At 45.6% G+C, this 26,266-nt stretch carries 27 protein-coding genes; 4 read left to right on the top strand and 23 right to left on the bottom strand.

Annotated features, from left to right (window positions below; all coding sequences use genetic code 11):
• The 6 genes from KIK04_RS06850 to KIK04_RS06875 all read right to left on the bottom strand — a co-directional run bounded on the left by KIK04_RS06850 (position 1) and on the right by KIK04_RS06875 (position 5,231).
• Positions 1–399, bottom strand: coding sequence for a DUF4280 domain-containing protein (locus KIK04_RS06850; RefSeq protein WP_232277534.1), 399 nt, complete (start codon positions 397–399; stop codon positions 1–3).
• Positions 400–427: 28 nt separating this feature from the next.
• Positions 428–976 (bottom strand): hypothetical protein, encoded by a 549-nt coding sequence (locus KIK04_RS06855; RefSeq protein WP_232277535.1) that lies wholly within the window; start codon positions 974–976, stop codon positions 428–430.
• Between the two features lie 33 nt (positions 977–1,009).
• Positions 1,010–1,639 carry a hypothetical protein gene (locus KIK04_RS06860; RefSeq protein WP_232277536.1) on the bottom strand — a complete coding sequence of 210 codons (630 nt, stop codon included), beginning with the start codon at positions 1,637–1,639 and terminating at the stop codon, positions 1,010–1,012.
• Positions 1,636–3,048: a contractile injection system protein, VgrG/Pvc8 family gene (locus tag KIK04_RS06865; protein WP_232277537.1), complete on the bottom strand. Its 1,413-nt coding sequence runs from the start codon at positions 3,046–3,048 to the stop codon at positions 1,636–1,638. Before KIK04_RS06865 ends, KIK04_RS06860 begins: the two co-directional genes overlap by 4 nt.
• A 2-nt stretch (positions 3,049–3,050) precedes the next feature.
• Positions 3,051–3,644, bottom strand: a complete 594-nt coding sequence (locus tag KIK04_RS06870; protein ID WP_232277538.1) for a hypothetical protein — start codon at positions 3,642–3,644, stop codon at positions 3,051–3,053.
• A 234-nt stretch (positions 3,645–3,878) separates the two neighbouring features.
• On the bottom strand, positions 3,879–5,231 hold the full coding sequence (locus tag KIK04_RS06875; protein ID WP_232278633.1) for an L-cystine transporter: 1,353 nt from the start codon (positions 5,229–5,231) through the stop codon (positions 3,879–3,881).
• A gap of 309 nt (positions 5,232–5,540) precedes the next feature.
• On the opposite strand from KIK04_RS06875, the gene KIK04_RS06880 reads away from it, so the two are divergent.
• Positions 5,541–6,083, top strand: a complete 543-nt coding sequence (locus tag KIK04_RS06880; RefSeq protein ID WP_232277539.1) for a hypothetical protein — start codon at positions 5,541–5,543, stop codon at positions 6,081–6,083.
• Between the two features lie 153 nt (positions 6,084–6,236).
• Here KIK04_RS06880 and thpR read toward each other — a convergent pair whose 3' ends face one another.
• The 5 genes from thpR to KIK04_RS06905 form a co-directional block, all read right to left on the bottom strand.
• Positions 6,237–6,869 carry an RNA 2',3'-cyclic phosphodiesterase gene (thpR, locus tag KIK04_RS06885; protein ID WP_232277540.1) on the bottom strand — a complete coding sequence of 211 codons (633 nt, stop codon included), beginning with the start codon at positions 6,867–6,869 and terminating at the stop codon, positions 6,237–6,239.
• Between the two features lie 134 nt (positions 6,870–7,003).
• Positions 7,004–7,354 carry a zinc-ribbon domain-containing protein gene (locus KIK04_RS06890; RefSeq protein ID WP_232277541.1) on the bottom strand — a complete coding sequence of 117 codons (351 nt, stop codon included), beginning with the start codon at positions 7,352–7,354 and terminating at the stop codon, positions 7,004–7,006.
• A gap of 44 nt (positions 7,355–7,398) precedes the next feature.
• The gene (wsfD, locus tag KIK04_RS06895; RefSeq protein ID WP_232277542.1) at positions 7,399–8,832 is read right to left on the bottom strand and encodes a glycan biosynthesis hexose transferase WsfD; all 1,434 of its coding nucleotides are present in this window, start codon (positions 8,830–8,832) and stop codon (positions 7,399–7,401) included.
• A 19-nt stretch (positions 8,833–8,851) separates the two neighbouring features.
• Positions 8,852–9,289 carry a GtrA family protein gene (locus KIK04_RS06900; RefSeq protein WP_232277543.1) on the bottom strand — a complete coding sequence of 146 codons (438 nt, stop codon included), beginning with the start codon at positions 9,287–9,289 and terminating at the stop codon, positions 8,852–8,854.
• A gap of 15 nt (positions 9,290–9,304) precedes the next feature.
• Positions 9,305–10,327: a glycosyltransferase family 2 protein gene (locus KIK04_RS06905; RefSeq protein WP_232277544.1), complete on the bottom strand. Its 1,023-nt coding sequence runs from the start codon at positions 10,325–10,327 to the stop codon at positions 9,305–9,307.
• 262 nt (positions 10,328–10,589) lie between these two features.
• Between KIK04_RS06905 and KIK04_RS06910 the strand changes: the two genes are divergently transcribed.
• The 3 genes from KIK04_RS06910 (at position 10,590) to KIK04_RS06920 (ending at position 13,021) form a co-directional block, all read left to right on the top strand.
• Positions 10,590–11,387, top strand: a complete 798-nt coding sequence (locus tag KIK04_RS06910; protein WP_232277545.1) for a TerC family protein — start codon at positions 10,590–10,592, stop codon at positions 11,385–11,387.
• Between the two features lie 84 nt (positions 11,388–11,471).
• Positions 11,472–12,293 carry a MerR family transcriptional regulator gene (locus KIK04_RS06915; protein WP_232277546.1) on the top strand — a complete coding sequence of 274 codons (822 nt, stop codon included), beginning with the start codon at positions 11,472–11,474 and terminating at the stop codon, positions 12,291–12,293.
• A 71-nt stretch (positions 12,294–12,364) separates the two neighbouring features.
• The gene (locus tag KIK04_RS06920; protein ID WP_232277547.1) at positions 12,365–13,021 is read left to right on the top strand and encodes an NAD(P)H oxidoreductase; all 657 of its coding nucleotides are present in this window, start codon (positions 12,365–12,367) and stop codon (positions 13,019–13,021) included.
• A 126-nt stretch (positions 13,022–13,147) separates the two neighbouring features.
• Here KIK04_RS06920 and KIK04_RS06925 read toward each other — a convergent pair whose 3' ends face one another.
• The 12 genes from KIK04_RS06925 to KIK04_RS06980 form a co-directional block, all read right to left on the bottom strand.
• The gene (locus tag KIK04_RS06925; RefSeq protein ID WP_232277548.1) at positions 13,148–14,347 is read right to left on the bottom strand and encodes a trans-sulfuration enzyme family protein; all 1,200 of its coding nucleotides are present in this window, start codon (positions 14,345–14,347) and stop codon (positions 13,148–13,150) included.
• 312 nt (positions 14,348–14,659) lie between these two features.
• Positions 14,660–15,886: an RtcB family protein gene (locus KIK04_RS06930; RefSeq protein WP_232277549.1), complete on the bottom strand. Its 1,227-nt coding sequence runs from the start codon at positions 15,884–15,886 to the stop codon at positions 14,660–14,662.
• A gap of 133 nt (positions 15,887–16,019) precedes the next feature.
• Positions 16,020–16,316 carry a hypothetical protein gene (locus KIK04_RS06935; RefSeq protein ID WP_232277550.1) on the bottom strand — a complete coding sequence of 99 codons (297 nt, stop codon included), beginning with the start codon at positions 16,314–16,316 and terminating at the stop codon, positions 16,020–16,022.
• A 31-nt stretch (positions 16,317–16,347) separates the two neighbouring features.
• Positions 16,348–16,911 carry a hypothetical protein gene (locus KIK04_RS06940; protein ID WP_232277551.1) on the bottom strand — a complete coding sequence of 188 codons (564 nt, stop codon included), beginning with the start codon at positions 16,909–16,911 and terminating at the stop codon, positions 16,348–16,350.
• A gap of 244 nt (positions 16,912–17,155) precedes the next feature.
• Positions 17,156–18,247 carry a toxic anion resistance protein gene (locus tag KIK04_RS06945; protein WP_232277552.1) on the bottom strand — a complete coding sequence of 364 codons (1,092 nt, stop codon included), beginning with the start codon at positions 18,245–18,247 and terminating at the stop codon, positions 17,156–17,158.
• 16 nt (positions 18,248–18,263) lie between these two features.
• Positions 18,264–19,004: a hypothetical protein gene (locus KIK04_RS06950; RefSeq protein WP_232277553.1), complete on the bottom strand. Its 741-nt coding sequence runs from the start codon at positions 19,002–19,004 to the stop codon at positions 18,264–18,266.
• Positions 19,005–19,024: 20 nt separating this feature from the next.
• Positions 19,025–20,044, bottom strand: a complete 1,020-nt coding sequence (locus tag KIK04_RS06955; RefSeq protein ID WP_232277554.1) for an ATP-grasp domain-containing protein — start codon at positions 20,042–20,044, stop codon at positions 19,025–19,027.
• The gene (locus tag KIK04_RS06960) at positions 20,041–20,895 is read right to left on the bottom strand and encodes an HAD family hydrolase (RefSeq protein WP_232277555.1); all 855 of its coding nucleotides are present in this window, start codon (positions 20,893–20,895) and stop codon (positions 20,041–20,043) included. The genes KIK04_RS06955 and KIK04_RS06960 overlap by 4 nt, the downstream gene beginning before the upstream one ends.
• Positions 20,896–20,897: 2 nt before the next feature.
• The gene (locus tag KIK04_RS06965; RefSeq protein ID WP_232277556.1) at positions 20,898–22,034 is read right to left on the bottom strand and encodes a cysteine protease StiP family protein; all 1,137 of its coding nucleotides are present in this window, start codon (positions 22,032–22,034) and stop codon (positions 20,898–20,900) included.
• Between the two features lie 39 nt (positions 22,035–22,073).
• A complete protein-coding gene (locus tag KIK04_RS06970; RefSeq protein ID WP_232277557.1) occupies positions 22,074–23,546 on the bottom strand; it encodes a phosphoribosyltransferase family protein in 1,473 nt (490 codons plus the stop codon).
• A complete protein-coding gene (locus tag KIK04_RS06975; RefSeq protein ID WP_232277558.1) occupies positions 23,485–24,693 on the bottom strand; it encodes an HpcH/HpaI aldolase/citrate lyase family protein in 1,209 nt (402 codons plus the stop codon). Before KIK04_RS06975 ends, KIK04_RS06970 begins: the two co-directional genes overlap by 62 nt.
• A gap of 156 nt (positions 24,694–24,849) precedes the next feature.
• Positions 24,850–26,196 (bottom strand): TerD family protein, encoded by a 1,347-nt coding sequence (locus KIK04_RS06980; RefSeq protein WP_232277559.1) that lies wholly within the window; start codon positions 26,194–26,196, stop codon positions 24,850–24,852.
• Between the last annotated feature and the right edge of the window lie 70 nt (positions 26,197–26,266).

The raw sequence follows: 26,266 nt of genomic DNA on the forward strand, positions 1-26,266 counted from the left end.
TTACTTGCCATCCTGCCCATTGCTTAGGAAAGTGATCAACCCACCTAGCTCACACAGCAGCTCTGATTGCGTCGTCAGCGCCGCCTTTTGTTCGACCTTGGCATTTTCCTTCACTTTCATCCAATTGCTCAAAATCGCAGGGAGGCATGGCTTACCGGATATCGTTGCCCCAGTTTCCTCCGCAATTAAGTAAATTACAGCTCCGCTTTGATTTTTTGCACCCGTACAAATCCCAAAGTGAGAGATGTTGTCCACTGGCTTGCAATCACTTTCATTCATCATCGGTTGCCCATTCACATAGGAACCGTGGCTAGTTGGCAAGTTAATTTTTCTTCGGTGACTGCCGCAATCACATTTCATGGACGCTCCTCTGACCACGTATTGATGTACATCCGACATCTCCCCTCCTCCTTTCTAACCACGATTTTTAAAAATAAGAACTCCGCATTTGTTCAATCGCTACCTTCTCAAGCTGAATGCCTACCAAACTCCGCCGCAAAATGCTCTCTGCAACGTCTAGCCGAACGACTACGAGCCGCTGTGAACTTCCCTTGATCGATACAATCTTCTTACCTTGCAAGGCATCTCCAAGCAAAATAAGCTTTTTAATTACGCTTTTATCCGTATTAAATTCACAACTTGGGCTTAGCGCATCTACTTCTTCAAAGATAGGGAGAACATAATTGTGCTGCTTATGATGGACGTGATCGACAAGGGGAGTAAGTTTAAATATCGTATCTGGTGCATACAATTCAACAACTCGTTTCAGTTGATCAGACATTAGAAAGAGTTGTTGATCGAACAAGTCTAAATAGCTGCTGTCTGCTTCTGCTTTAACATAGAACATCAACGTATCCGCGATGCTGTGGGCATTCAAACGGTTAATATGGCGTGAATCGAGCTTCTGTCTTACTTCTTGCAACACGGGAACATTCGTATATCGTCGGTCTTGTTTAAGTAAAAAGTAATCCATCATCCGTGATCCGCTCCATCAGCTCTGTTATGACGTTCATTCATAACCATGGTCAGCACCTTCGAGACTTTCGTTGTATTCATGCAACAGCTCGCACTGATCTCGGTATTCACCAACAAATAACTTCAGCTGAGTAGACTTCGCCATCTGTTGAAATCCTTTACAATTCAGCAATGCAGGAACCATGCTTTTCATAAATTCAACCACTAACACGTGATACTTGAGCGCTTCAAGCTGTACCATATGCTCAATATCCATCGACGTGACTTTGCGGGCATAGTCACCTTTTTTTCGTTCCAAATGATCGATTGTGCGAAAAAGAGGATCAAATATAAAATCAGCCTGCCACATCTTCGAGCACTCAGTTCGGTCTAAAAACCATTGTTCATCATAAGCATCAAATCGATAAGTAGACGACTGCTGCATCATGCTGGTCCGCAAAAAGGAAATATACATATAGTGAATATCCCCTTTGATTCCTTGCTCCTGCTGCTCGTAAGCTTGCATACATAAGTCATGAAAGGCCGATATTAATCCGTGTTCAATGCTCTCCCGCTGCTCGCTGTAGCGCTCATTAATGACCACAAAATCATACTGCCATTGGTCACGTACATAGGTTTCATAAAAATGCTGTAACGCCTCTTGCTTGCTTATAAGCTGACTCATTCAATATTGACCTTGGCGCCACTAAGTTGGACCTGCTCCAAAATGTTAAGGCTCGCATTGGCTTGTTTGAGATCAACGCCCTCTTCGCCTTGAATTAACACTTTGGCCCCGCCATTGATTTCAATGTCTTCTACTGCCGATAACACAATCTTTTTGTCGCTATTAATTTCGATACCACCTTCATCGGTAAGGCGCATCAACAGTTTGCCGCTCCCGATAATTTCAATGGCCCCTGGCTTAAACACAATTTGCTTGCCGTATTTGGTGCTTATACTTTTGACAGATGGGTCGCTGCGTCGTTCAGGATCAGGCGCGTCCGTATCTACGGAACTGGCTGCAAATGCATTCTCTTCTCGTTCATCTGGGAAATAAACGCGAATTTCATCACCCGTCTCCGGCATACAATACCAACCGGTTCCATCTGGAGAAGAAAACACCGTGGAGTATGGGAACCAAATTGCCTTAGACTTAGACTGCTGCCCGTCTATATGCAGCTGTACCTTAACTCTATCTTTTGACACGTCTAATATTTTGCCAAAGAGCGAAATGCCCGACAGACCGTTGTTATATAACTTCTGGGAACTCAATCCCTTTTTATCACGCAACGTGTACTTGTTAATAAGCACACCGTTGGCGATGCTCGTCTCAACACGATATACGTACAACGTCCGCTGCTGGAAGATAACTGGACTGCACAGCTGGACAATTTTGTTGCTCGTCACCTCATAACTAATCATGTTCTGCTCGTAAATGTCCTGCATATCGCTGCTAGACTTCAGCCTATACTCATTTAAATCTTTTTTGATCGTATAATTAAACTCTTCCAGCCGCTGAGGCTCACTCGACTCCGGAACTCCTACGACATACTTAACCCCGCGCAGTGTCGTGTTCGGCACGAGCGGAGCGTTAAAATGCGACGCCAATCGCTTGGCGAATTGCCAATCCGTTTCCTTATATTGAACAAGGAGTCCACCAATACTCTTGCCTTGCGAGGCCTCATCAATAACATCGTATTGCGGATACGATTGTCCAATTGTAGAAAATAACTCCGTATAAGCTAACTGTTTATTTTGAAAAGTACGACTCTCTCGCTTAATATCCATCAAATAGCTGGAACTGCGAGCTTCAATCGTTATGCTTCTCACGTTCCGTACAGCTTGTACCGCTATGCTGGTAACGATGCCTTGAAATAATACAATCTTGTTATCTTCGTCTTGCACAAATAGTTCGATATGCTCCTGTTCATTCGCTCGCACTACATACTGATCCAGCTTAGACTCAGGTACAATTCCGCTAATCGTCAGCTTCGCATGCTCGTTCGTTTGTTTCGTTAATTTCAAATCCGTAATCGTCTCAAATTGGTATGGAGCCACAAACACGTTCGTATACGTATAAACCGCTTGGCTCATCCTTACACCCCCTTCTCATCCTCTTGTACAACCTTAATCGTACGCATCACTTGAAACGCGAAATCCCGCCACTGCTTATGGTCAATGTAAAGGCAGTTAAAGGTGCCCATAATCGTCTTGCCTTCCAACTCAAAAAAGTACATCACATGATAAATAAATCCGTCTAAAGCTGGGCTCTTAAAATCGAAAAATCCGATTTGCTTGTTATCCACAACCTCGATACCTTCTGAGAAAAAGACATTAGATGGGTTAGCCTTTTGAATAATCGATTTCATCCCATCCGTCATTTGTTTGACCCACTGCTCCTGCAAATCTTGATCAATCCAATTAAATGTAAAATTGATACTTCCAGACCCGTCGCTCTTAATGATCTGCGGGCGCTGCTCATAGGGATATTTAAGCTTTCTTAAATGTTCGGGCATATCTTCAAACTCAGTTGGGATATAGACCGATAATGTATCCTTGAAAAAGAGTTGCGGCGCAAACTCGATGTATTGATTCCCCACTCTAACGGGGCCAGCTAAAATGTCTTTCGGATACTGTGATTGTTCCGCTACATGAAGTGCGGCCTGTATGTTCTCATCTGCGTGCTTCATTTGACATCTCCTTGTATGAGAGAGTTTCTTACCTTGAGGTATGAGCATGGCTTCGGCCTTCGAAGTTTATATATTGTATATCGGTAAATCAAACCATTTTATATACAGGATTTTGAATATTTTTTTCTAAATATTGGCTTCAAAATGAAACAAAAAAAGGACGACTGCTAGGCTATGTCATACATAACCGTAACAGTGTCCTTTTCCTCTTAAAATCATTCTATTCGCTTAAGCTTATGCTTCTGTTGCTGATTGTTCGTTGCGCAAAAATTTCTTCTTATCCCACTGGCCTAACCAACGGGAAGAAAGCACGCCAGCTGTCATTGATCCGTTCACATTTAAAGCTGTACGTCCCATATCGATCAACGGTTCGACAGAAATAAGCAAGCCCGCTAATGCGACAGGCATATTCATCGAAGACAGTACGATCAACGCCGCAAATGTTGCTCCGCCGCCGACACCAGCTACACCAAATGAACTGATAGCCACGATCGCGATAAGCTGCAAAATAAAGCCGATATCAAACGGGTTAATGCCGACCGTCGGTGCGATCATGACCGCCAGCATTGCCGGATAAATGCCCGCACAACCGTTCTGTCCCATTGAAGCACCAAACGTCGCGCTAAAGTTAGCAAAGCTCTCTGGCACGCCTAGACGCGCTACCTGAGTCTCTACATTTATCGGGATAGACCCTGCACTTGTGCGAGACGTAAATGCAAACACGAGTGCAGGCATCGAGCGCTGTAAATATTTCAGCGGAGATATTCCGGATATCGCCAGCATAACCAGATGCACAATAAACATCAAGATCAAGGCCACGTAGGAAGCGAGCACGAATTTGCCGAGCTTCCAAATTTCAGCGGGCGCTGTCGTAGAGACGACACGCGTCATGATGGCGAGTACGCCGTAAGGCGTCAAGCGCAGTACGATCGTAACCATGCGCATAACGACAGCATGCAAGCTATCGATGATCGATTTGAACATTTCGCCATGTTGCGGCTTTTTACGCGCTACACCGAGCGCGGCTACGCCGACAAACGCGGCAAAGATAACGACAGCAATCGTCGATGTCCGACGTTCACCCGTCATATCCGCGAACGGATTGCTCGGAATAAATTCAAGTATTTGCTGCGGCAATGTAAAGTCGCGCACTTCGCCTACTTTGTTATCCAAATAGGCGCCTCGCTCTACTTCACGCTGGCCCGCCTCAATATCAACCGCTGATAAATCAAATGCCAGCGATGTAAAAATGCCGATTGCGGCGGCAATAGCGGTTGTGCCAATGAGGACACCGATTATGGATGCACTCATTTTGCCGACACCCGCTTTAGATTTCACATGAATGATTGCTGAAATAATCGAGACGATGATGAGCGGCATCACAATCATTTGCAGCAGCTTTACATAACCGCTGCCCGCAATATTAAACCAGTCATTCAACACGGTAACGACGTTAGAATCTACTCCGTGCAGCCATTGCAGCAGCGCACCGAACGCAATCCCCAATCCTAGGCCTGTAAACACGCGCTTCGTAAAGCTAATATGCTTACGCTGCATTATGTAAAGCACGACTAGCAGTGCTGCCATAATGACAAAATGTATTCCTATCCACCATGGTTGTGACACGGCACATCAACTCCCCTTCTGGATGCGTGGCCCTTGCTGCGAGGGGCTGTTAATATTACTGCCCATCTGTGGACATTTCATCCAAGCTCTTCACATACTCATGTTATATGTAACGCTGAACATTTTATAACATATTGTGTAGATTAGCTACATTAGAGTCTATGCTTCCAAATTTTATGACTACATTTTTAAGCTTCGTTGTTTCAAACTGTTTAAGCAGCGGTTACATAGCATTAAATGAAATTTGCAAATCGAGAGGAGATCAGTACGATGAAAAAAATGTTATCAGCAACAGCATTACTGCTTGCGTTAAGTACATTTGCAACGGTGGTCGTTTCTGCCCAGTCGGCTTCTACTACCAACACAAATCAGGGAAACCATACAACGACGACAAATACTATCATTCAGACGAGCAATACGGTTAGCGCTATAAAGAGTCCACTTGCCTTAAATGAGCAAACTTATTTCCACGAGGCTCCTGGCGGCAAATTGCTCGGTTGGCTACAACCGCAAGACGTTCCCGTACATACAGCAACAACAGACAGTTCTAATGCTACTTGGTATCGCGTACATACATGGATTGGCGAAGCGTGGATTAAAGACCCGAACGCCCATATTAAAACGGCTGTTGTAGCAAGTAACACCTACTACTTTGCAGCTCCCAACGGTAAAGCGCTTGGTTCGTTAAGCAAACAGAGCGTAAAAGTGTTGAGCGAAAGCACGGATAACAAAGGTGCGATCTGGTACAAAATCAACACTTCACACGGCAAAGCGTGGATTAAATCCCCTGTTCAGCCCAATCTAACGAAGTAACAGCCAAAGACAAAGCTGCATCATATAACGTTTCGTGCAGAAACCTTATGTGTGATCTTTAGCCAAACCTGATAGCTAAACCAAATAACCACAACAAAAAGCTTCGCATCTCCCGTTTCCATCTCGTAACGGAGAGCGAAGCTTTTTGTTCAATCAGCCGCTCACAAAACAGGCTGTATGCACCGCCTCATACATGGGGCGGCGATCTAAATGGGTCCGGTACAGCGCAACACCATTGACCGTCCACGATAAGGATGGCATATGGGCCGCTAACTCTCTCCATAGGCTAGCAGGGACACCTAACTGCTTGCCTTCATGCTGCCCTGTATATTGCCGTGCTAGCGTAATATGCGGTCGATAGGGCCTCTCTTCTGGCGCAAAGCCAAGCAAGCTCGTGGCGGCTACGATTCGCTGCTGTAATTGATGTAGCTGCTCCGTTTGACCTTCTACACCCGCCCATAATATGCGCGGCGCCGCTGGGCTGCCAAAGCTGCCCATCCCCTGCACCTGAAGCTCAAACGGCTTGCATCCGGTCACCGCTTCGTCTAATGAAGCTTGCAGCTCCGCTGCGCGCGCTGGAAACACATCACCAAGAAACTGAACCGTAATATGATAATCTTGTGGATGCACATCTCGACGAAACGCTGCTAATAACGGCAGCGAAGATACGTCTTCGTTATTTGTACTGCATGTACGGATAGTACGTTCAAGCAGCCAATCATTTAGCTGTTGGCTGACTTGTGGTGCCAACGGAATCGCTAGGAACAGCCGCCACATCGTTGTCATTTCCTTTATTACTCCTCTTTTCCATTTATCGCAGCATACGATTCGACATTATTTCCCGGAAAATGATTCGCATAAAGTCGAGCCGAATTGCACCTATTCATACCCCTTAATCGGGATCTTCCTATCGCTGCGCTCTAGTTTACAGGTTGACCGCACTCCGGACAAAACTTAGCATCCACAGAAATCGTTTTGCCGCACACACAATCTTTTTCCTTTTTCAACTGCCTGACTTGCTCTTCTAACGATTTCATCTCAGCTTCTATGCCTACTAACTGCTCACACTTCGAAATAATCACTTGATCCTGAATGATAATACTGCCTTTTTTGAAAGCTTCAAGCACATATTGTCCAATCTGTGCGCACTGTTCTTCCTTCTCACGCTTTTTGGACGATACTTTCGTATGCAACCGCGTTACCTCTACTGTTACCTGTGCTTTCTCTGCTGCTATTGAAGCCCCATCTTTAATCTTTTGCAAAAAACTCATCGTATCCCTCTCCAATCCTGAACGTGTTATTCCTACTTACCCCATTACTTTTTTCTCCAACCAAACGAATGCTTAACTTGTACCATTTGGGCCACTATCCAAATCAGTGCACCAATGATCATAATATCAAAGCTTACACTAAACAAAAATAAATGTTTACCTAAATCCGCTTCTCCATCACCAGCTAATGGCACGACAACAGAAAACATCCCGATCAAACTAATAAGCAGCATCACATCTAGCAAATGTTTGGCATAGCGCTTACGGAAATATTCCCCTACAATAACCCCGATATAAATAGCAAAGCACGCGACGTAGAATATTAAGTTTGGCGGAAAATCATTTCTTTTCAGTTCACTCCACCAACTGTGCGTATACGACAATTCACCTCGTGCTTTACCTAAACTCTGCTCGTAATTACCCAAGTAATAAGGGCGCAACATCATCGCTTGCGTCGCCGCAGCCTCCAATTTGTCAATAAAACGCTCGGGATGGCGCAAATAATACTTTAGCACATCAACATGCCCTAACCGATTATATACATGCTCTCTCAGTTCAGGGGCATTTTGCTTAATGGCAACATCGGTTTGAAAATAGTTCGTCCCCGCTAACACCGCATACTTTTCGGGAATACCAAGCTCTTGCAGATCTTGTTTCACGTGCGGTGAATCTTTTAATATGCCAAAAAAGATCGTCTGGTATAAATTGATATGCTTTAACTCTTTTGGAGCAAGCATATACATAAAAGCTGTCGTAGCAAGCATTATCACAGAACCTGCGATAATGATGCGCTTCCAGCTCACATCCTCACGCTTCGTATATAAGCGGAAGGCAAACAGTGCAAAAGCAAAGCCCACAGGCGCATTTTGAATTTTCGAGGTCGCCAAGATGAAAGCAGCAACAAACAACAGCCACAGCCATCGATTCGATGGCTGCTGTTGAATAGCGAGCACGATTGCAGCAGCAGTAGATAACAACAAGCAAATCATCGACAGCGGTTCGCCGAAAAAGGACTGGAAATAGGCGATATAACCGACATCAAAAAACACGATAAAGAGGCATAGCGCAGCCGTGATTTGCAACCAACGCTTACCACCACACACATGCTTTAAGATGATGTACAAGGTGAACAACATCAGTGTAGCATAAATGAAGCCTAGCACTTCCATGTGAAAGACCGAGCTGTCCCAAATGCGACCTAACAATCCGGCAATAAAAACGACTATGACTTGGGACGACGCATAACCGATCCCAAAAGGACCATATGGATACTCCGAATGGCTATAGTAAAAATATTGATCCGTGTACGACAACGAGGCATCCTTCATCACGCCGGCACTCTTCATAATTCGGCTAAAATCACCATTGTCCGCCACTCCAATGTATGGTCGAACCCACAACAATCCAACGATAAGGAGGGCCCCTATCACAAGTGCGCCCCACGTTATCCAATCTGCTTTGCTCCAAACTTTGCGCATCGAATCTCTCCTACATCATTTATCCTTTCTTGATCTTGAACGTATACGCTCGATGAATCAAAAAAGAAATGATCGTGTATATGCCTGCCTCGACAAGGACCACTAAACTCGTTTGCCAGCTCGCAGCCCAAGTTGGGAGTATGCTCAGCACAACTGCAATTGCTGCCGTAATGCCGCTATGCAACAACACATAAGCCACGACATAACACCCTAGGCTTACACCGATAAAACGCAACAAACTTCTCAAGGACGGGCCTTGCCCTTGAAAAGTGTACCGTCGATTCAACACATAACTGCAACCGATACCTACCGCATTACCTGTAAAGGTGGATGCAAGATGCGACCACCCGAACACGTACAAAAATATGTATATCGTTCCGAGACCTACTATTGTATTTACGATACCTATAAGCGCGTAGCGACTGAATAGCGTCGCCATGTTAGGGTGTGGCTTCATCAATCGCCTCATCCTTTAATGTTTCATGGAATCGACTACTGCCGCTTCTTCTTTCTGCTGCGTAGATACGAGCGTACGATAAGGCTCGTCTACAAGCGCTTCCTCGACAATAAACGGCGGGCGTCGTTTGACTTCGCTATATATTTTGCCGATATACTCCCCAATCACGCCTAGCGCCAGCAGTTGTATACTGCCGATAAACCAGACCGACAGGATCATCGAAGTCCAGCCGGACACCGTTTCACCGAGAATCTTAGACCATAACGCGTACGCGCCTACGGCTATACTTACCCCTAAACTCAAAAAGCCTAGCGTCGTCACGACGCGCATCGGCTTGACACTAAAAGAGGTGACGCCATCCCAGGCGAACGACAACATTTTACGCAGCGGATATTTCGACTCTCCAGCAATACGTTCCTTCCGGTCATATTCGACCGTCGTGGAACGAAAGCCTATCGTCGGTACAATGCCGCGCAGAAACAAATTCACTTCTTCGTAGCGAGACAATTGCTCCAACGCTCGCTTGCTCATTAATCGATAATCCGCATGGTTGTACACGAGCGGAATTCCCATACCCTGCATCAGTTTATAAAAGGATTCAGCTGACCAGCGCTTAAACCAAGTGTCGGTCGTGCGACTGCGTCTTACCCCATAAACAACTTCGAAGCCTTCATTATATTTCAGGACGAACTCACGTACTGCCCAAATATCATCCTGTAAATCGGCATCCATAGAAACGACACAATCCGCATATTTTCGTGCGTGCATCAGCCCTGCAAGCAGAGCTTTTTGATGTCCGGCATTGCGCGCCAATTTTAAACCAAGCACCCAACGGTTAGTTACTTGCGCTGCAACGATAAGCGACCAAGTCGCATCTTTACTTCCATCGTCGACGAACAATAAACGGCTCTCCTTCGAAATGAGCCGCTCTTGTGCAAGCTGTTCAAACACTTCGGTTAATTGTTTAATTGTGACAGGCAACGCTTCCGCTTCGTTATAGCAAGGTATTGCAGCATATACAATCGGAGGAGGAAGCATACCAATCTCCTTTCCATTATTACGTGTCTTTTACATCGCCCAATATTATACACAGTATTTCCACAATATTCTACATTAACTACTTCAGGAAATACATACACTAACCCCAGTTAATCGTGATATACTTTATATTCTTAGCCATAATGACACCGTTCAACAAAAGTTAACAAAAATATTTAAAAAATATTGAACCTTTTTGAAACTTGTACGTATTATTATCCAGTCTAACTGTTTAATACAAACAACATAAGGGGGAGACCTAATGGATTTTTCACTATTTTTAGAGTATGCATGGGTACTGGTCGTTCTGATTGGACTAGAAGGTCTCTTGGCTGCCGATAACGCACTCGTTATTGCAACAATGGTCAAGCACTTGGACGAAGAAAAGCGTAAGAAGGCGCTATTCTATGGTTTGGCGGGGGCATTCTTATTCCGCTTCGGTTCCTTGTTCATCATTGCGCAGCTCGTAAACATTTGGCAAGTACAAGCTATCGGTGCGGTTTATTTGATCTTCATCTCCGTGTACCACTTGCTGAAGAAGTTCGTGCTTAAACCTGATGAGGGAGAAGGCTCTGAGAAGAAGCGTAAAGGCTCAGGCCTTTGGTTCACGATTCTTAAAGTCGAACTCGCAGATTTAGCATTTGCGGTCGACAGTATTTTGGCAGCAGTTGCATTGGCTGTAACACTTCCAGCGACTGGCCTAGGCACAATCGGTGGTATGGACGCAGGACAATTCATCGTTATCTTCATTGGTGGATTTATCGGTGTTGTTATTATGCGTTACGCTGCTCAAATGTTCGTTAAATTGCTTAACCGTAAGCCTGGCTTGGAAACAGCAGCATTCATGATCGTAGGATGGGTTGGTATTAAGTTGGCTGTATTTACATTGTCTCACCCAGAGCTTGCTGTTCTTCCAGAAGGCTTCTCCAAGAGTCCAATTTGGAAAGGTACGTTCTTCGCTGTACTTATCCTAATCGCTGTTGTAGGTTGGTTCATGTCTAAAGACGTAGAACCAGAAGCTGAGCAAGCTGAAAAAGAATTGGAAAGAAAAAATGCTTAATTTTTAAAATAAGGTAACAGATGAAGCCAGGTTCCTAGGAACCTGGCTTTTTTTATACGATAATAGGGGGAGGAGGGGAATCGAATGAAACGGTATTTTTCGATTGGAGAAATGTCCAACCTATTTAATTTGCCTGTGCAAACACTCCGCTACTATGACCAAATTGAACTGCTTAAAGCAGCTCGCGTCGATGAAGATAGCGGTTATCGCTATTACACCGCCGATCAGTTCGTTGCTCTCGACTTTATTAAAGTACTTAAGACGCTGAACACACCACTAAAAGAAATGAAACAATTTTTGTCAGGGCCATTGAAGCTGGAGCATGTCAAAGATTTATTGTGTAAACATGAACATACGATCGAGGAACAAATTCGTCAATTGTCCACGTTAAAAGGACAAATCAGCAAAAAAAGATCTGAAATAAACTGCCTGCAGCAATGCGGCAACGGAATCATTACCCCCATCGAGCTACCCGAGCGACGCATTGCAGTTAAACGTATCGAAGCCTCTTCCCAAGCAGAGCTAGAAGTGATGTGCTATGAGGCATTTGGAAAGCTTGAGCGAGAAACGTCCTATTTAACGTTTCAGCCCGGCTCAATCGTATCTCGTCATAAGTTGATGGTCGATCACATCATCCAAGCTACTCATGTATTTATTATGAATCCAGAGCGTCTGTTCAGCGGATATGAGTACGAGGTGCTGCCCGCTGGAACCTATTTATCCCTCGTCATTGAGGATACTTACATGACAAGCTACGAACGGCACTATAACGAGTTTAAGCAGTATATCGTGGACGAAGGTATTTCCACCGTTGGTGATTTTATAGAATGCTGTATTATGTCTTTACCAACTTCAGACGGAAGCGATACGACACTTTGGGAACTGCAAATTAAAATCACCCCTTGACTCTATAGTAACTATAGACATTAAGATGGAACTCGTAAGCCACAATCATATTGGTTAAGGAGTGAATCCAAATGAAAGTTCTCACTGTTGTAAGCCATCCCCGCGAAAACTCGCTGACGTTCGCCGTTACACAGCGCTTTATTAAAGGTTTGACAGATGCAGGTCATGAAGCTGAATTGGTTGATTTGTATCGAACAGCATTTGACCCCATGCTACGGGAAGTAGATGAGCCGGATTGGTCGAATCCGAATAAACCATTTGCGAGTGATGTGCAAACTGAGATTGAGCGGATCAAACGAAACGACGCATTGGCTTTCATTTTTCCAGTGTGGTGGTACAGCGTGCCCGCGATATTGAAAGGCTACATCGATCGCGTCTGGACGTACGGCTTTGCGTACGGCGGCAGCAGCAAACTTCCGCATAAACGTGTATTGTGGCTAGGCTTAGCTTCTGAATCGGAGCAGCAATTTAAGAAGCGTCAATATGATGCCATGATGCGTCACTTCTTTAATATCGGAGTTTCTAACTTCACGGGTATCAAGGAGTCCAAGGTCGCTTTTCTTTATGAATCACTGGGTAGTAAAGTGTTGGAGGATGGCAGTTACGGAGCAAAGTATGAAAATGCAACCGCGCATTTTGATAAGTTGTTAGAAGAGGCATACCAATACGGATTGAACTACGCTACTTTTAGTCCAGATCCTATACCTGATTTCACCGTTCGTGTATAAGGTGTAAAGATGTAGGGATGTAGGGATGTATATATGGATTCCATATCTGCTGCTCTATACCGTTGTTCCTGCTTAGAGCAAGGCTAGATATGGAATCCAGCTATTTTAAAATGTGAATCTTCACGCTTACTTCTCGCTGCAATTCAACCCTATCCGCGCAAATGAACGCTTCATATCTTCAATTAGCAAATTCGGGTCTTCCAAGCCAATATAAAGCCGCACAAGGCGTAGCGTCTTACCGTCTTCCTCACACGTATTTCGCCATACTTGCACAAGGCTTTCATAGCCGCCCCAGCTCAAGCCGATGCGGAACATATCAAGCCCGTCCGCCCATTGCTGTATTTGTTCGGCAGAAAGCGCAGCCTCAAATGAGAACAAGCTGCCATAACCACTCTGCTGCCGCTCAGCCAACTCGTGCTGTGGATGGCTAGTCAGGCCTGGGTGGTTAACACGCTCCACGAACGGGAGCCCTTCCAAGAAGCTCGCCACCTGCAAGCCGTTCTGCTGGAGCTTCTCCATCCGCAGCGGCAACGTGCGCAATCCGCGCATCGCAAGTGACGCCACTTGCGGCGTCATAATGCCGCCGAGCAGCCAGAATTCTTCCTTGCCGATGCGGTCAAGCCGCTCTTTCGAGCCGATGATAACACCGCCGATGATGTCGCTATGACCGCCGACATACTTGGTTAGCGAGTGCACGACAAGGTCGATGCCTAGCTGTAGCGGATTTTGATAAATCGGTGAAGCCCACGTATTATCAATGATCGTCGTTGCACCGATGCGCTTAGCCAGTTCTGCGCAGGCTTGTAAGTCTTGCAGCCTGAACGTCATGCTCGTCGGGCTTTCCAAAAAAATAAGCGTCGTATTAGGTTTCACCGCTGCTTCAATCGCTGCCATGTTCTCTCCGTGCACGAAAGTCGTTTCGACCCCGAAACGGCGCAAATAATTTTCTAAAAAATCACGTATCGGCCAGTAAATATACTCCACGCAAATGACGTGGTCGCCAGCTTTAACAGCTGACAAAATCGAAGCCGAAATCGCGGCCATGCCTGATGCAAAGCACCGTGCTGACTCACCGCCTTCAAGCAGCGCTAAGCGGCATTCCAACTCGTTCACTGTAGGATTGTTACCACGGGTGTACAAATGATGCTGAAGCGGTGCATCAAGCGCCTCATAAAACGCTTCATGCGTAGGAAAAGTGAACAGGCTGTTCTGATACATAGGCATTGTAACAGCGCCATGATGCCGCTCATCGTGACAGTCATGTGCGACTAGCGTCTGTTTGTCCCACTGTGTACACTTCTCTGGATTGTCTTTGCTTGTTGTCATGTACCATTCTTCCCTTTCATTTTTAAACTTTCTGGACCGCTCCACTAATCTCCACAGTCATACTCTCTATAATACTCATGTTTTCGGTAGCCCTTTAGCGCTTCCACATGCATTACATTTCTTCATGTGTTCGTTCGACTTCATTCTATGTAGCTGCAATTTGAAGCTAGTGAACTAATGGTTCTCACATCATAACAATCGCCTTGTGCTTGTTCAACTCATTATTGCCTTAATCGTCGAACTTAAGGAAAAATTTACTTTACATACGAACATATGTTGCTATATTATTAGTGATATACCTGATCAGAGTGATTAATCTTTGTAAGGGTCGAACTCATTTGCGCCTGCCATGCATACGCCGATTGGCTTTAACACGTGCAATACATCGATCGTCTCACGATGTGCATCGAGTACGGTTTGCAGCTTGCGATAGACGAACGGACTTTCGTCCGTGCCCGCACCACGCAGCTCCACACCGAAGGAGCGTACCGCATCATGCATTTGCTTATCTGTAATTTGACCACCTAGCCGTTTTTTCGTCTTCCAGTTCATCTTGCCTGCCGCTTGTGTCCGGCTCATGACACGCCCAGCGCCATGCACAGTGCTGTAATATGACTCACGGTTCTCAACCGTATCTTTCCCTCGCACAATAACGGAAATGTCGCCCATACTGCCCCCGATAAAGCCCAGCTGCCCCGGTGCTGATGGAGTTGCGCCTTTGCGTACAACGATATACGACTTTCCGTTATGTTGTTCCTCCCAAGCATAATTATGATGATTATGCACTTCAAATTGAGCCTGCGCACCTAAGATGGACAGCACCTGATCCATCACATAATCACGACCCGCATACGCATAACGACCTGCCAGCTTCATAGCAGTAATATACATTTGACCAAGCTCGCTGGTCATGTCGAACAACAGCGGTGGCTGATCCATCTTTTCACCTGGCGCATTGCCGAAAAACGGACGCCCCGCAGCTAAATTAATGAAGCCGCTGGCTGTCTTATGCCCAAACCCTCTGCTGCCAAAGTGGTTAGCAACCCAGAGTAAGCCCGTTTCCGGCTCCTCAAACAAGTCGACAAAATGGTTGCCGCTGCCGACCGTCCCTAATTGGCTTATCGCCAACGCACGTAGCTTGTCATACTCTTGCTGGCCAACATTTTTAAAGACATCCCAATTCGGGTCATCAAAGCAATCATGGTCGACAGGCTTCTTGCTCGTCCGTCCTACACCAAACGAAACCTGCTGCGCAATGTCATCCATGATCAATGATAGCTTTCCTTTAATATCTTGCGCCATGATATTCGTGCGCACCGCTTTATTGCCGCACGCGATATCATATCCAACACCTGACGGCGAAATTTGTCCCTCGTATACAACAACTCCGCCTATCGGTTGGCTATATCCTTTATGATGATCAGCCATCAGCAATGCTTGAGCCACATTGCCTGTCTCTGCACACATTTTCGCTTGTACCAACGCACCATCATCCGGTGTCCCCCATACACGCACGCCATCTATAACTTGATATGCCATTCGTATTACAGCCCCTTTATATATCGTTATACTTTATTATTCATAAGAAAAAGCCAGCTGTATACTGGCTTTTAAAGCTTTAAAGCTTTGAACTTTTTCAAAACATTTTCAAAACATATAACTCGTAATAGTTCTACCAAAGCAGCAGCACAAGCGTAATAAATGGAGTCAGTGGCCCTCGATGCTTGCCAGCAATGTTGTGTGCCATCGCATTGATTGGGCTTCTATCTATAGGCTCAGGAGCAAAAGACATTCCGATATTTCCATCGAAAAGATGGATTTTGGGAGGAGGAGACTCGTCCAACCCATACTCTTTTTTTATTCTATCTCTGTCTGCTTCACTTATAGCTGATCCTGCACTAACAAAAGGTACAAAAGAGGACAATAACAAAAACATAAAAAACAGTATACCCATTTTTTTAAGCCTCATGTTACGTATCCTTTCCTTATAGACCATACTGTCACCGACTATTATTAATAGAGACTACCTTGGCGAGCATATCGCTATAAGCGCGTACAACTTCTTGAATTTTTTGAAACTCAATATCTGTCGGCCCTAGCCCGTCCATAAACATCCGCTGTAAAATTTCTTTATATAACGAAGCTCTGTTCTGAATATAATCGATCTCTTGGTCTAGCACATCTTCTAATGAATGATGTTGAATAAAGTCGTCAATATCATCTCTTGTACCATCTCGGATAATTTCGTCATCAATTGGGTTGCGGTCTATTCTGCGTGATCGTGAGGTAGGAGTGCTTTCAGGTTCTAGATCAATGGAGGTTCGTATATTCGATAGCGGAATCCGCTCCCTCGCCAGCATAACTTGGAAAGGCTTGTGGTTGAACAAATCCGCTACAACTAAGCGGCACACATCTCGGTTACCAAGTAAACTGCCATCAAATGGATGCAAAATCCAACTATCTTCTTGTTGGAACATATTAAAAGTAAACCACTCGCCACCATAATTGTAGCGTATGTTAATCGTAGCATCTGACATGAGCTCAAATTCAAAATCCAACATCATCGATCCCTCGCTTGTCTGGATAATAAGCTACATTATACCAAAGCACGTTAGAAGAAGAAACAACTTCATCCATTCTGATATAGATTTCGTTATCATATCAACACGTCCCTCACTCTCACTTACAGCTTTATCGTAAAATAAAAAGCAACCCTACTAGGGCTGCCCTTTGCAATACATCGATTAGATGGATTGAATTTTATTTCATATAGCACATCTATTACATCCGTTTAATCTGGTAACGCTGTTAGTCCAACAAGCTCGTAATGGACGGCTCTTTAAGCGCTGACTGCTGTTGCGAGCCTGCTTTCAAGCCGAGTCGATCATTTAACTGCTTGTTCATTTCCGTCATACGTGTCGTATGCTCCGTCGCCGTCTTAATAATAGTCCGGTTCGACTGCTCATACATATCCATCGCTGCCGTTAGATCTGACATCGCCTGATTGATTTTTTCTAATGACATCGCAGGCTTTGTCAACGCCTCACTCGTCTTCTGCGTCGTTTCACGCAGCAGGCGGGCATTTTCCGCAAACTGATTCTCAATCGTCTTATTCGCGGTATTTACAGCCTCAATCACGTCCATTTGATCTTGCAAGGCCAACGAAATCATCGCCGACACCGTAATTAAATGCTGAGTCTTATCAATCGTGCCTTCGACAGCATCAATCAACTTATCGTTATTATCATTAATGATGTCCGTACCCGCAATCGCTTGCTGATACAACATAATCATTTCCGTAAACGATTGAATACGCGTTACCACTTTACGTAACCCGCGCTCTAAATGAGTTTTGCGGCCAGCATCGTGTGTCTGCGCAATCTCCTGCTCAAACAACTGCTTCAACTCATTACCTAACTCGATACGCGCTTGCAAAGCGTATACCTCTTCAATCGAGGAACGCTTCAAATTTTTCATATGCACAATGTTCTCTTCTAACGTATCTCTACCGTTGCGCAAAGAGCCAACAATGGCATCCACGTTCGTTTTGACCGATTGATATTTGTGAATATAGTTCTTTAATGGAACTTTGCGCAGCAAACGATCCATGATGCCCAGTTGCTTACTTTTGCTCAGACTATCAACTTCATTGCGTAATTTTAAAATGTTGTTCGTAATTTCTGTACGTTTGCCAGCCATCAGATCGTTAACAGGACGCTCCAACATTTGCAGTGATTGACTCGCCCGCTCCATGGTGCGCTGGCCCATCTTACCGATTTCGTCCATTAAGACGTCCAATTGCATATCGTCTGTTGTGCTAACTTTTTGCATAAGCTGCTTCGCTTCCTGCTGGACTTTGGACAAATCCGTTTCCTTCAATTGTACGAGTTGCGTTGACATCGTGCTTCATCTCCTTCTATAAGACATTGGAATTGTAACGCTGATGAATCAGCTCCGCTTTTGAACGCAGTTCGATCAAATCTTTGTGTTCAATCGTTTCGGTATAGAACGTAATTTTGGAGTTGATATCTTTCAAGCCGTTCAGCAAAATACGGCGGTTCTGACGCTTCGCTTCCCCGCTTAAATTCAAAAACGGTGTAATAACGCCATTTAAGTCGCGCAGTACGAGACGCTTGATGTTATGATTCATTTCCGAATTGCTAAACTCAACAAGTTGCGGAATGATACGGTCTAACCGCGCGAGCAGAGACAACGTCTTCTCGACGATCTCATCGTCCAGCTGATTTTTTTGCCCTTCTAAAATGACCATATCTTCAATCGCGCCAATATACTCTAATAATTGCGACCATTCTTCCCCCAGCGCATGATGAGGTTCTTGCTGCTGCACACTATTCGACGATTGCACCGTAGCGTTCGTTGGGACAGCACTTAACGTGTTCGCCCTACCGCTAGGCGCCGCAATTGTACTTTGCGCGGCTGTGCTTCCATCTAGGCGCACTTCAGACCTAGCAGCCTCCTGCTTGGCAGCAGCCTTTAGTTTAGAGTTGGTCATGTAATACACGGTTCCCGACGCCAAAAATACAGAAAGCGCAGGCGCCGCTAATGAAACAAAGCTAAGATCGAGCACAGAGTCTAACACTAAACCCGATATGTAGCCAAATAGTGCAAACCCAGTCGTTACTTTAAGCTTTGACATCGAAACACCCCCGAATCAAACTAACTGGTAATTAAAATAGGGTCTTCTACGTACCCTGCCCGTATGCCATACTGTGGTTCTGGCTTATCAACCTGTTGTCCCATAACCGCTCGGACCGCAAGATACGGAATGTTGACTCCCGTCAAACAGGTGATATACAACCCACCTGACATTCTCGGGTTAATTTCCAATAGTTTTGGAATACCTTTATTATACTTGACTTGGATGTTGTATGCGTAAGGGATTTTGTACCGTTCCGCCATTCGCTCTGCTATCTGGTATAGCTCTGGCATATCGTCGATTTCATACAGCCTGCGAGACGATTTCTTGCGCGGTATCGCTGTAATCAACTCGCCAGTCTCTGAAGCTAGACAGTCGATGCTGTACTCATCATCTTCCAACAGCTCCATGACCATAATGTCGTCAAATGACGGCACCGTCGCTAAAATGTGATACGCTTCGTCAAACGTCATTTTTAGTGTGACCCAACCGTACAAATCTTGCAGCGATTGTGGCTTATCATGAATGATACGGAAGCCCATGCCACCCTCGGAATTGGTAGGCTTGAAGCAAACACGGTGTCCCTTAGCGGTAATCCGCTCATAAGCTTGCTTAAACTGCTCCGCGGTATTGACGACTTCATAATCTGGAATAGTTACCACGTCATCGGTCTGTTGGATGAGTGCATACATTTTATCTTTTTCCATAATTGCCTGAAGTAATTCCGTATCACGGCACACCATGACCTTGGTGCCTATCGCGTCAAAACGGTCTGCGTGCTGAGCAATCTCGTACATATGCAGTCGTGGAATAAAAATATCAATGCTATGCCGCTTGCAAAAATCAAGTGCATATTCCACATACGCTTCCGCTTCCAGTACTGGCTCAGCCTCACTATAGTCAGCTGCCTGCAAGGACATATGCTGTGGATCTGGATGCGTGCCGAACAGCATAAATGGTGCTTGGTCCGCATTGTTACGAATCATATTCATATAATGATAGGCTACGGAAAACCAACGATTAAACCAAATTCTCGTCATAATTGCACCGTCCTCAAGTTGATAGTCTGACCCGTTTGCACGTATTGATGTACAGCTTGCAGCAATTGTTCAGCTGCTAAAATGCCTGATGCGCTCGTAAAATGGATATGATCATGCCCGCTCGCCTCGTAGCGTCTGAACAGTTCGCCGTGGCGTGGCGCCAGCGCGAAATCCGCGACTGCTAGCAAGCTCTCGTCGAGCAGCGAATCGCCTGCCGCGGCAACTCCCTGTGCCCCTGTTCGTTCCTTGACGAACAACATGGCGTCGCCTTTGTTGATCACATGTGGAACAAGGTATATTTTGCGGCCTTGAATGGACAGCTGCCAGCCTAGCTTGCTGATTTCACGCTGGAAGGAATCTAGTTCATCATGGGGCAACCTCTCGCGATCCACTTTGATCGAGTAGAACAACCCTTCCGCAAGCGACTGTTGGAAGCACCATTGTGGCGAAGCAATCTTATCGAACATCGCTTTAATCACTTCCGGCTCACAGCTGCTTCTCAGACGCTCCTGTATAAGCATGGCCCACTCTTGGTCAGGTGTCCCGTCTACGAGAACATTGCCCCCGTTGCTCGTAATCGCATAGGTAGGCCTCATTTGCTCGCTAAACTTAAATACTCGCATATATTGCTCCGTCGTACGTGCTGTGACCGGCACGAACAAGGCGTCCTTCACAATCTCGTCCAGCAAGCGAACGGAAGCTTGTGACATATATGAAATGATTCTTCCTTTATACCACTCCACAGAACGCAGGATATGCCTAGGTACATCACCCATCGCTGCATTTGAATAGATGAGTGTTCGATCTAGATCGCTCGCAAACATCTTCGCTATTCCCATAGCTGCTCCCATCGTTACTCCTCCTTCAGTGGCTTAATGAGACCGCAGCATGAGTAAGTCATGCCTTCGAACTGTTCAATTGGCACATTGCGCTCCTCCGCTAGCAGTAAAATATGCTGTAAATGCGGATTGTCCAGCCGATCGACGAGTATTTTCCAAGGTACCCTGCGCAGCAGAACACGCGTCGTTTCGCCAACTCCAGGTTTAATGAGATTAATATTTTTAATAGCATATTGTTGCTGGATTTGTTCGATGCTCTTCATTCCTTGCCAAGTAACCACACTTGCTTGTGATGACTGATCGTCGTTACTAACCTCGGATTGCGCTTGAGCGCTCACTTGTGTAAAGTAAGCCGCCACGGTATCGACGAACAAATTGGTCTTATCACTGTCCGCCCACTCTTTGTAGAACTTGGCTCCATGAAAATCATGCGGCCCAATTAAATCATCACGCAGAACCGTCCGGCTAATAAGCCCTGATACGGTCGCGTTTAAGCATGCGCTCGGAATTAAGAAATCTTCCCGCGTGCCAAATATCGGCGTGCAGTGTCCTGGATCAGCAAGCACAGCTAACTCATCATCGAGTGACGTGCCATACATGGCATTAAACTGCTGGCAGCCATCGATAAGCACTTTTCGAATAGCTCCTTTTCCTGTCCAGCCATCAACGAATTGGAGTGCGCTTTCAGGATGACGTCTTACTATATAGACGAGCGCATTTTCATCAATCCCTTTACCACGGATAATGGAAATGCTGTAATGAGGCAGCTCTACACCATACTTCTGTAGGATGTATCGTTTAATAAGTACGCCAACAGGCGTTCCTGCCCTTGCTAGAGATACGAGCACCGTATTCAAACCTTTGCGCCGCACAATCTTCTCCGCGACGACAGCGACCGCCAAGGCCACTTTCGACGCTGACGATTCTAATGCTCGATGGAACAGTTGAATATATTCCGGTGACGGCTCATATTCAATCGGTAGCATTTCTGAATAATGCGTACCCGATTGAATCGCCTCTTCACGGTCTTCCGTTCCTTGTTCCAACGCAAGTTGACTTAAATCTTTAAGTAGAAAAGTAACCTCTTCTGGTCGGTAGCTGCCCATCTGCACCGGATCTGAAATCGTTCGAGAATGAAGCGATACTGCCATAGCACTACCTCCGATTGTTCATCTTATGCCGCTCACTTCTTAGCTGAAATATACGATGTTTATTCTCGGTATACGCAGCTGCGAAAGAACTTCCATGAGTGGCTCTAGCCGCTCTGCGCTCGGTTCACACTCGATAAAAAGAAACATATCATCGTAAGTGTCAGCCGGTATATTGTACATAAAGTTCTGTACTTCTGGGTCCTCCAACGATGGATAGTTCGCCTTATAACGCACCGCATACGTATCGGACACATAAGGATGAATCGGGCTTCTTGTCGTAGACTGGTAGACGACGTCTTGCCCCATTTCTGCCGCAATACGCATCGGTACGTACATAAACTCTCCCGTTCCCATGCACAGCGTCCGTGCCCCGTTACGCAGCGTACGTAGCTTCTGTGCTGTCGCACTAATATGCTCGTCTAAGCGTGCATTTTGTGCGGCAAACAGGCCAAATCTGCCGGTATGACGCAAATACGGCTTTGCAGTTGCTTCTAGACGATCGAAAATAGTTTCGATACGATACGTCTCGAAGTGAACTCGATTTTGCACGTGTTCCTGATTTTCTCCAAGTGCTGGTGCTCCATCTTGTGCGGCATCATGCGCTGAAGCTTGCGTTGCACCGTGGGCCACCATTACTGTTGACCCTTTTGCTAAACCTTGCACGGAGCCCTGCTCTTCTCCGCCCATTAATCGTTCAATCGGCCCACCAGTCACTTCGATTTCACCTTGGACAAGGGATAAGCACGTAATCGTAACGTCCAGTTCCCGCTCAAGATCAGCAAACGCTTGGCGATCAGCAACATTACGCCAATCCAACAAGCTCGCTACAAAGAAGCGTTTATGCTTAAATCGAGCATGTAAAGCTTTAATAATATTTAGAGACGTTTTGCCTGTCGTCATTTCATCGTCTACGAGCACAACCGTGTCCGCCCGCTCAAAGCTGTCCGGATCTAATGCGTAGCAGCGATGGTCGGTAGCATGCGAGTGCTCTTCTTCAAAAGTAATCACCGTCTCAAGCTCGGCAACATGCTCCCGTGTCGTATGTAAATAATGAACAGGCCCGCTGAACATATCGTACATGCTATGCCCCAGCGCTGTCGCCGTTTCGGCAAAGCCAATAAACAGCGTTCGCTCTGTCAGCTGCATAGGAGTGCGCTTAAGCTGCCTGTACGTTTCCTGCGCGTAAGCCGGATCTTGAAACGCTTTCAGCATTCCTTCCACTTCTAGCGGGACTACACCGCCCAGCTCTTGTTGATACAGAAGCGCTAACGAAGCGCCACTTAACAAAGACGTGCACGGGTCAACCGGAATATGCTTACCTAGCACTTTGCTGACGAACAAGAAGCTCCGTTTCTTGTTCACTCTCGCCGCCATTTGAAACAGCGTTTCTAGCGGTAAATGATACGGATTGGCGTGAACATCTACGCGCACGGCTAAATCTCCGATAATATTATACAAGTGCGTGGTCGTGGTCGTGTGTGGCAAGTAAGCTAGTGAAGTTTTGATGTTCATGCAGCACCCCGTATATTTTTGATCGAATCATGATGCGATGAGCCCAGCTCAAATGTGGCTTGATTTCATTCATTTTGTTAGAATATTCGCTTTTCATCACACCAAGAGAGCCGTCATTGTGCGCAATAATACTAGAAGCATCCATAAATTCCTCGTGCGTCACCGCATACAACGATTGAACAGGTTTAATATGACTCGGATGAATAATCGTCTTGCCAATAATGCCGTTCTCTTTGTCCATGACGACCTCGCGAATAAGCCCATCTACATAGCGATTAATGAATTGCTTGCGCAGTAGCCGACCGTTTCGTCCCATACTTTCTTCGAACGGCGTCTGACGCAACTGCGGCTTAAGAACCCGCTCACTTTTGAAATATTCCCACACCGCTCCAGAAATGACATAGCTGTCCTCCACGCGGCCAAACACATTAACGATGTCCGTCATACAATCACGGATAACGCCAATGTCATAGATGGTCATATCGGGGCTGCGCCTCAAGCCAAACAAGCTCGAAAAATCAGTCGCACCGATGCGAACATTAAGGACATAGGCCTTATAGTGATCTAATAACTGTTTAATAGATAGCAAATCTTGATAGCGTGTCTCTTTGTAAATAACTTGAGCCGTCTCTAAAATAGGCATTCCATACAAGATGGGTGCATCGTCCTGTTTATGCGTATTGTAATTAGATAACAGCTCGAAATAAGGCTGTCCTTCTTCAACAGAAAACTTCGGGAACACGAACCCTGCTACAAGTGTAATATGATGTTCTAATCGTGACACTAGACGGGACAACTGTTCCGGTGTGCGTATTCTAATAAAAATAAGAGGCAAATCATCTGCATGCATACGCCCCTCTTGCAAAAAAGTACGAAGTTGAGCAAATTGCTGCACAAGTATTTGCTCCGCCTGCTCGATTTGATTGTCACCAACAGCATCCTCTAAATCTATGACAATCGTGACTAGCCCTTCGTGCTTGCGTTGCAACAGCTCTTGTGCAATCGTTGGACGTGTGGCAGGCATGTATAAAGCAGCCCCTACCGCATGCGCCAACAGTTGCTTATTTGACGACGAGTTAAAGGAAGTAGGAGCCGAAAAAAATATCGCGCTCTCTTCTTCTCTTGTCAAGAAACTGAAGTATCGCACTAGTGTCAACCTCCCAAGATAGTTAAATTATGAGATTTCTTAGAAGAAAAAATATCCCTCCTAACATGTGGAGGGATATTTGTTTGGCTTGGTTGTTCTAACCCTGTTGAGAGGCTTGTTTCTTATACACACTGTAGCATTCAGCTGCTTTAGAGGTTATTTTGAACCAGGCACCCATCTTAATCCCCAATTGAAAGCTCGGTCCATTGAAGAATTATCACTGAAATATTCAACTATTTTTTTAATATTGAACGTTTGATTGCTCACATTTTCAAGCATCGCAATAGCACATACTCTGCGACGGTTGTCATGCTCGTCCAATCGTACAATAATGTCTGGGCCGCCTGTTTGCTTAAGCGTGACAACGCCATCTGCTTCAGCCCAGTTCGAGGCTCCTTCATAGAGCAACGTAAAAATAAGAATCCTTCTAAACTCAGGGAGCTTCGTTCCGTTAATCCGTAAATTCTCACCGGTCTTCACGGTGCCAATCCGGTCATCACCGTCCAATGAAATAAACGGCGCTCTATTGTAAGAGCCAAATTGTTTGCCTAGCGGCTGAATAACGCCAATCTGTCCGTCTTTAAGCTCGTAGAGACAACCTAAATCCAAATCTACGCCACGACTGCGGGTAAGGGCGCCAAACCAACCGGAAGCTTGCTTTTGATTCCAGTTCAAGTTAATGAGTAGTTCACCTAAACTACCTGAAGCATTTTTCTGCAAATTAATAGAGTCGCCACGCTTTTTCAACTCGATTTTGCCAATGTTGACCGGGGCTGCCGACGGTGGAGCTGTTGGCGGCGGTGGCGGTGATGTTGGCGGTGGAGTTGGCTTCGAAAAGGTATTCGTCGCTGGTGGTGACTGACTTGGCACAGATGGTACGGACGTTGACTGCGTAGTCGCAGCCGGTGTAGGCGTTGATTGTGTAGTTGAAGGCTCGTCCTTCACTTCGATGCCGAAGCTCGTGCACAACGCGCTTAATCCGCCCTTATAACCGGAGCCTACAGCACTGAACTTCCACTCACTCTTATATTTATACAACTCTCCTACAACGACAGCGGTCTCGACGGAGAAGTTATTGTCAATGTCATAGCGCAGTAACTCTGTACCTGTCGCTTCATCCATAATTCGAATGTATGTATGCTCGACCATACCAAAGTTCTGACGACGCTGCTCACCATCATAAACCGTAAGCGAGAACGCAATTCGTTCAATTTCATGAGGAACTTGACGCAGTTTAATACTTACTTGAGCTTGATCCGTTATCCCGCCATAAGCCTCATTCTGGCTCTTTACAGTGACAGATCCAGCTGCACCAGTAGGATTGCTATAAAAAATCAAATCTTCGTCACGTTCTACTTTTCCGTCTGCGCGCAAAAGAAAGGTAGAGAAATCAAGCTCTACTGAGCCTCCTGTTCTCCATCCCATGCCAACTACAACTTGATTGACGTTTGTATTGCCTTTTGTAACATCTGCTTTTTGCCCTTTAATGATGGATACAGACATGGGAAGCCACCTTTCGCATGATCTTCGAGGCAGGGTGCTGCTATCTGCTATGTATAGTCATTACACGTAC

Source organism: Paenibacillus sp. 481, assembly GCF_021223605.1.
GTDB lineage: Bacteria > Bacillota > Bacilli > Paenibacillales > Paenibacillaceae > Paenibacillus_B.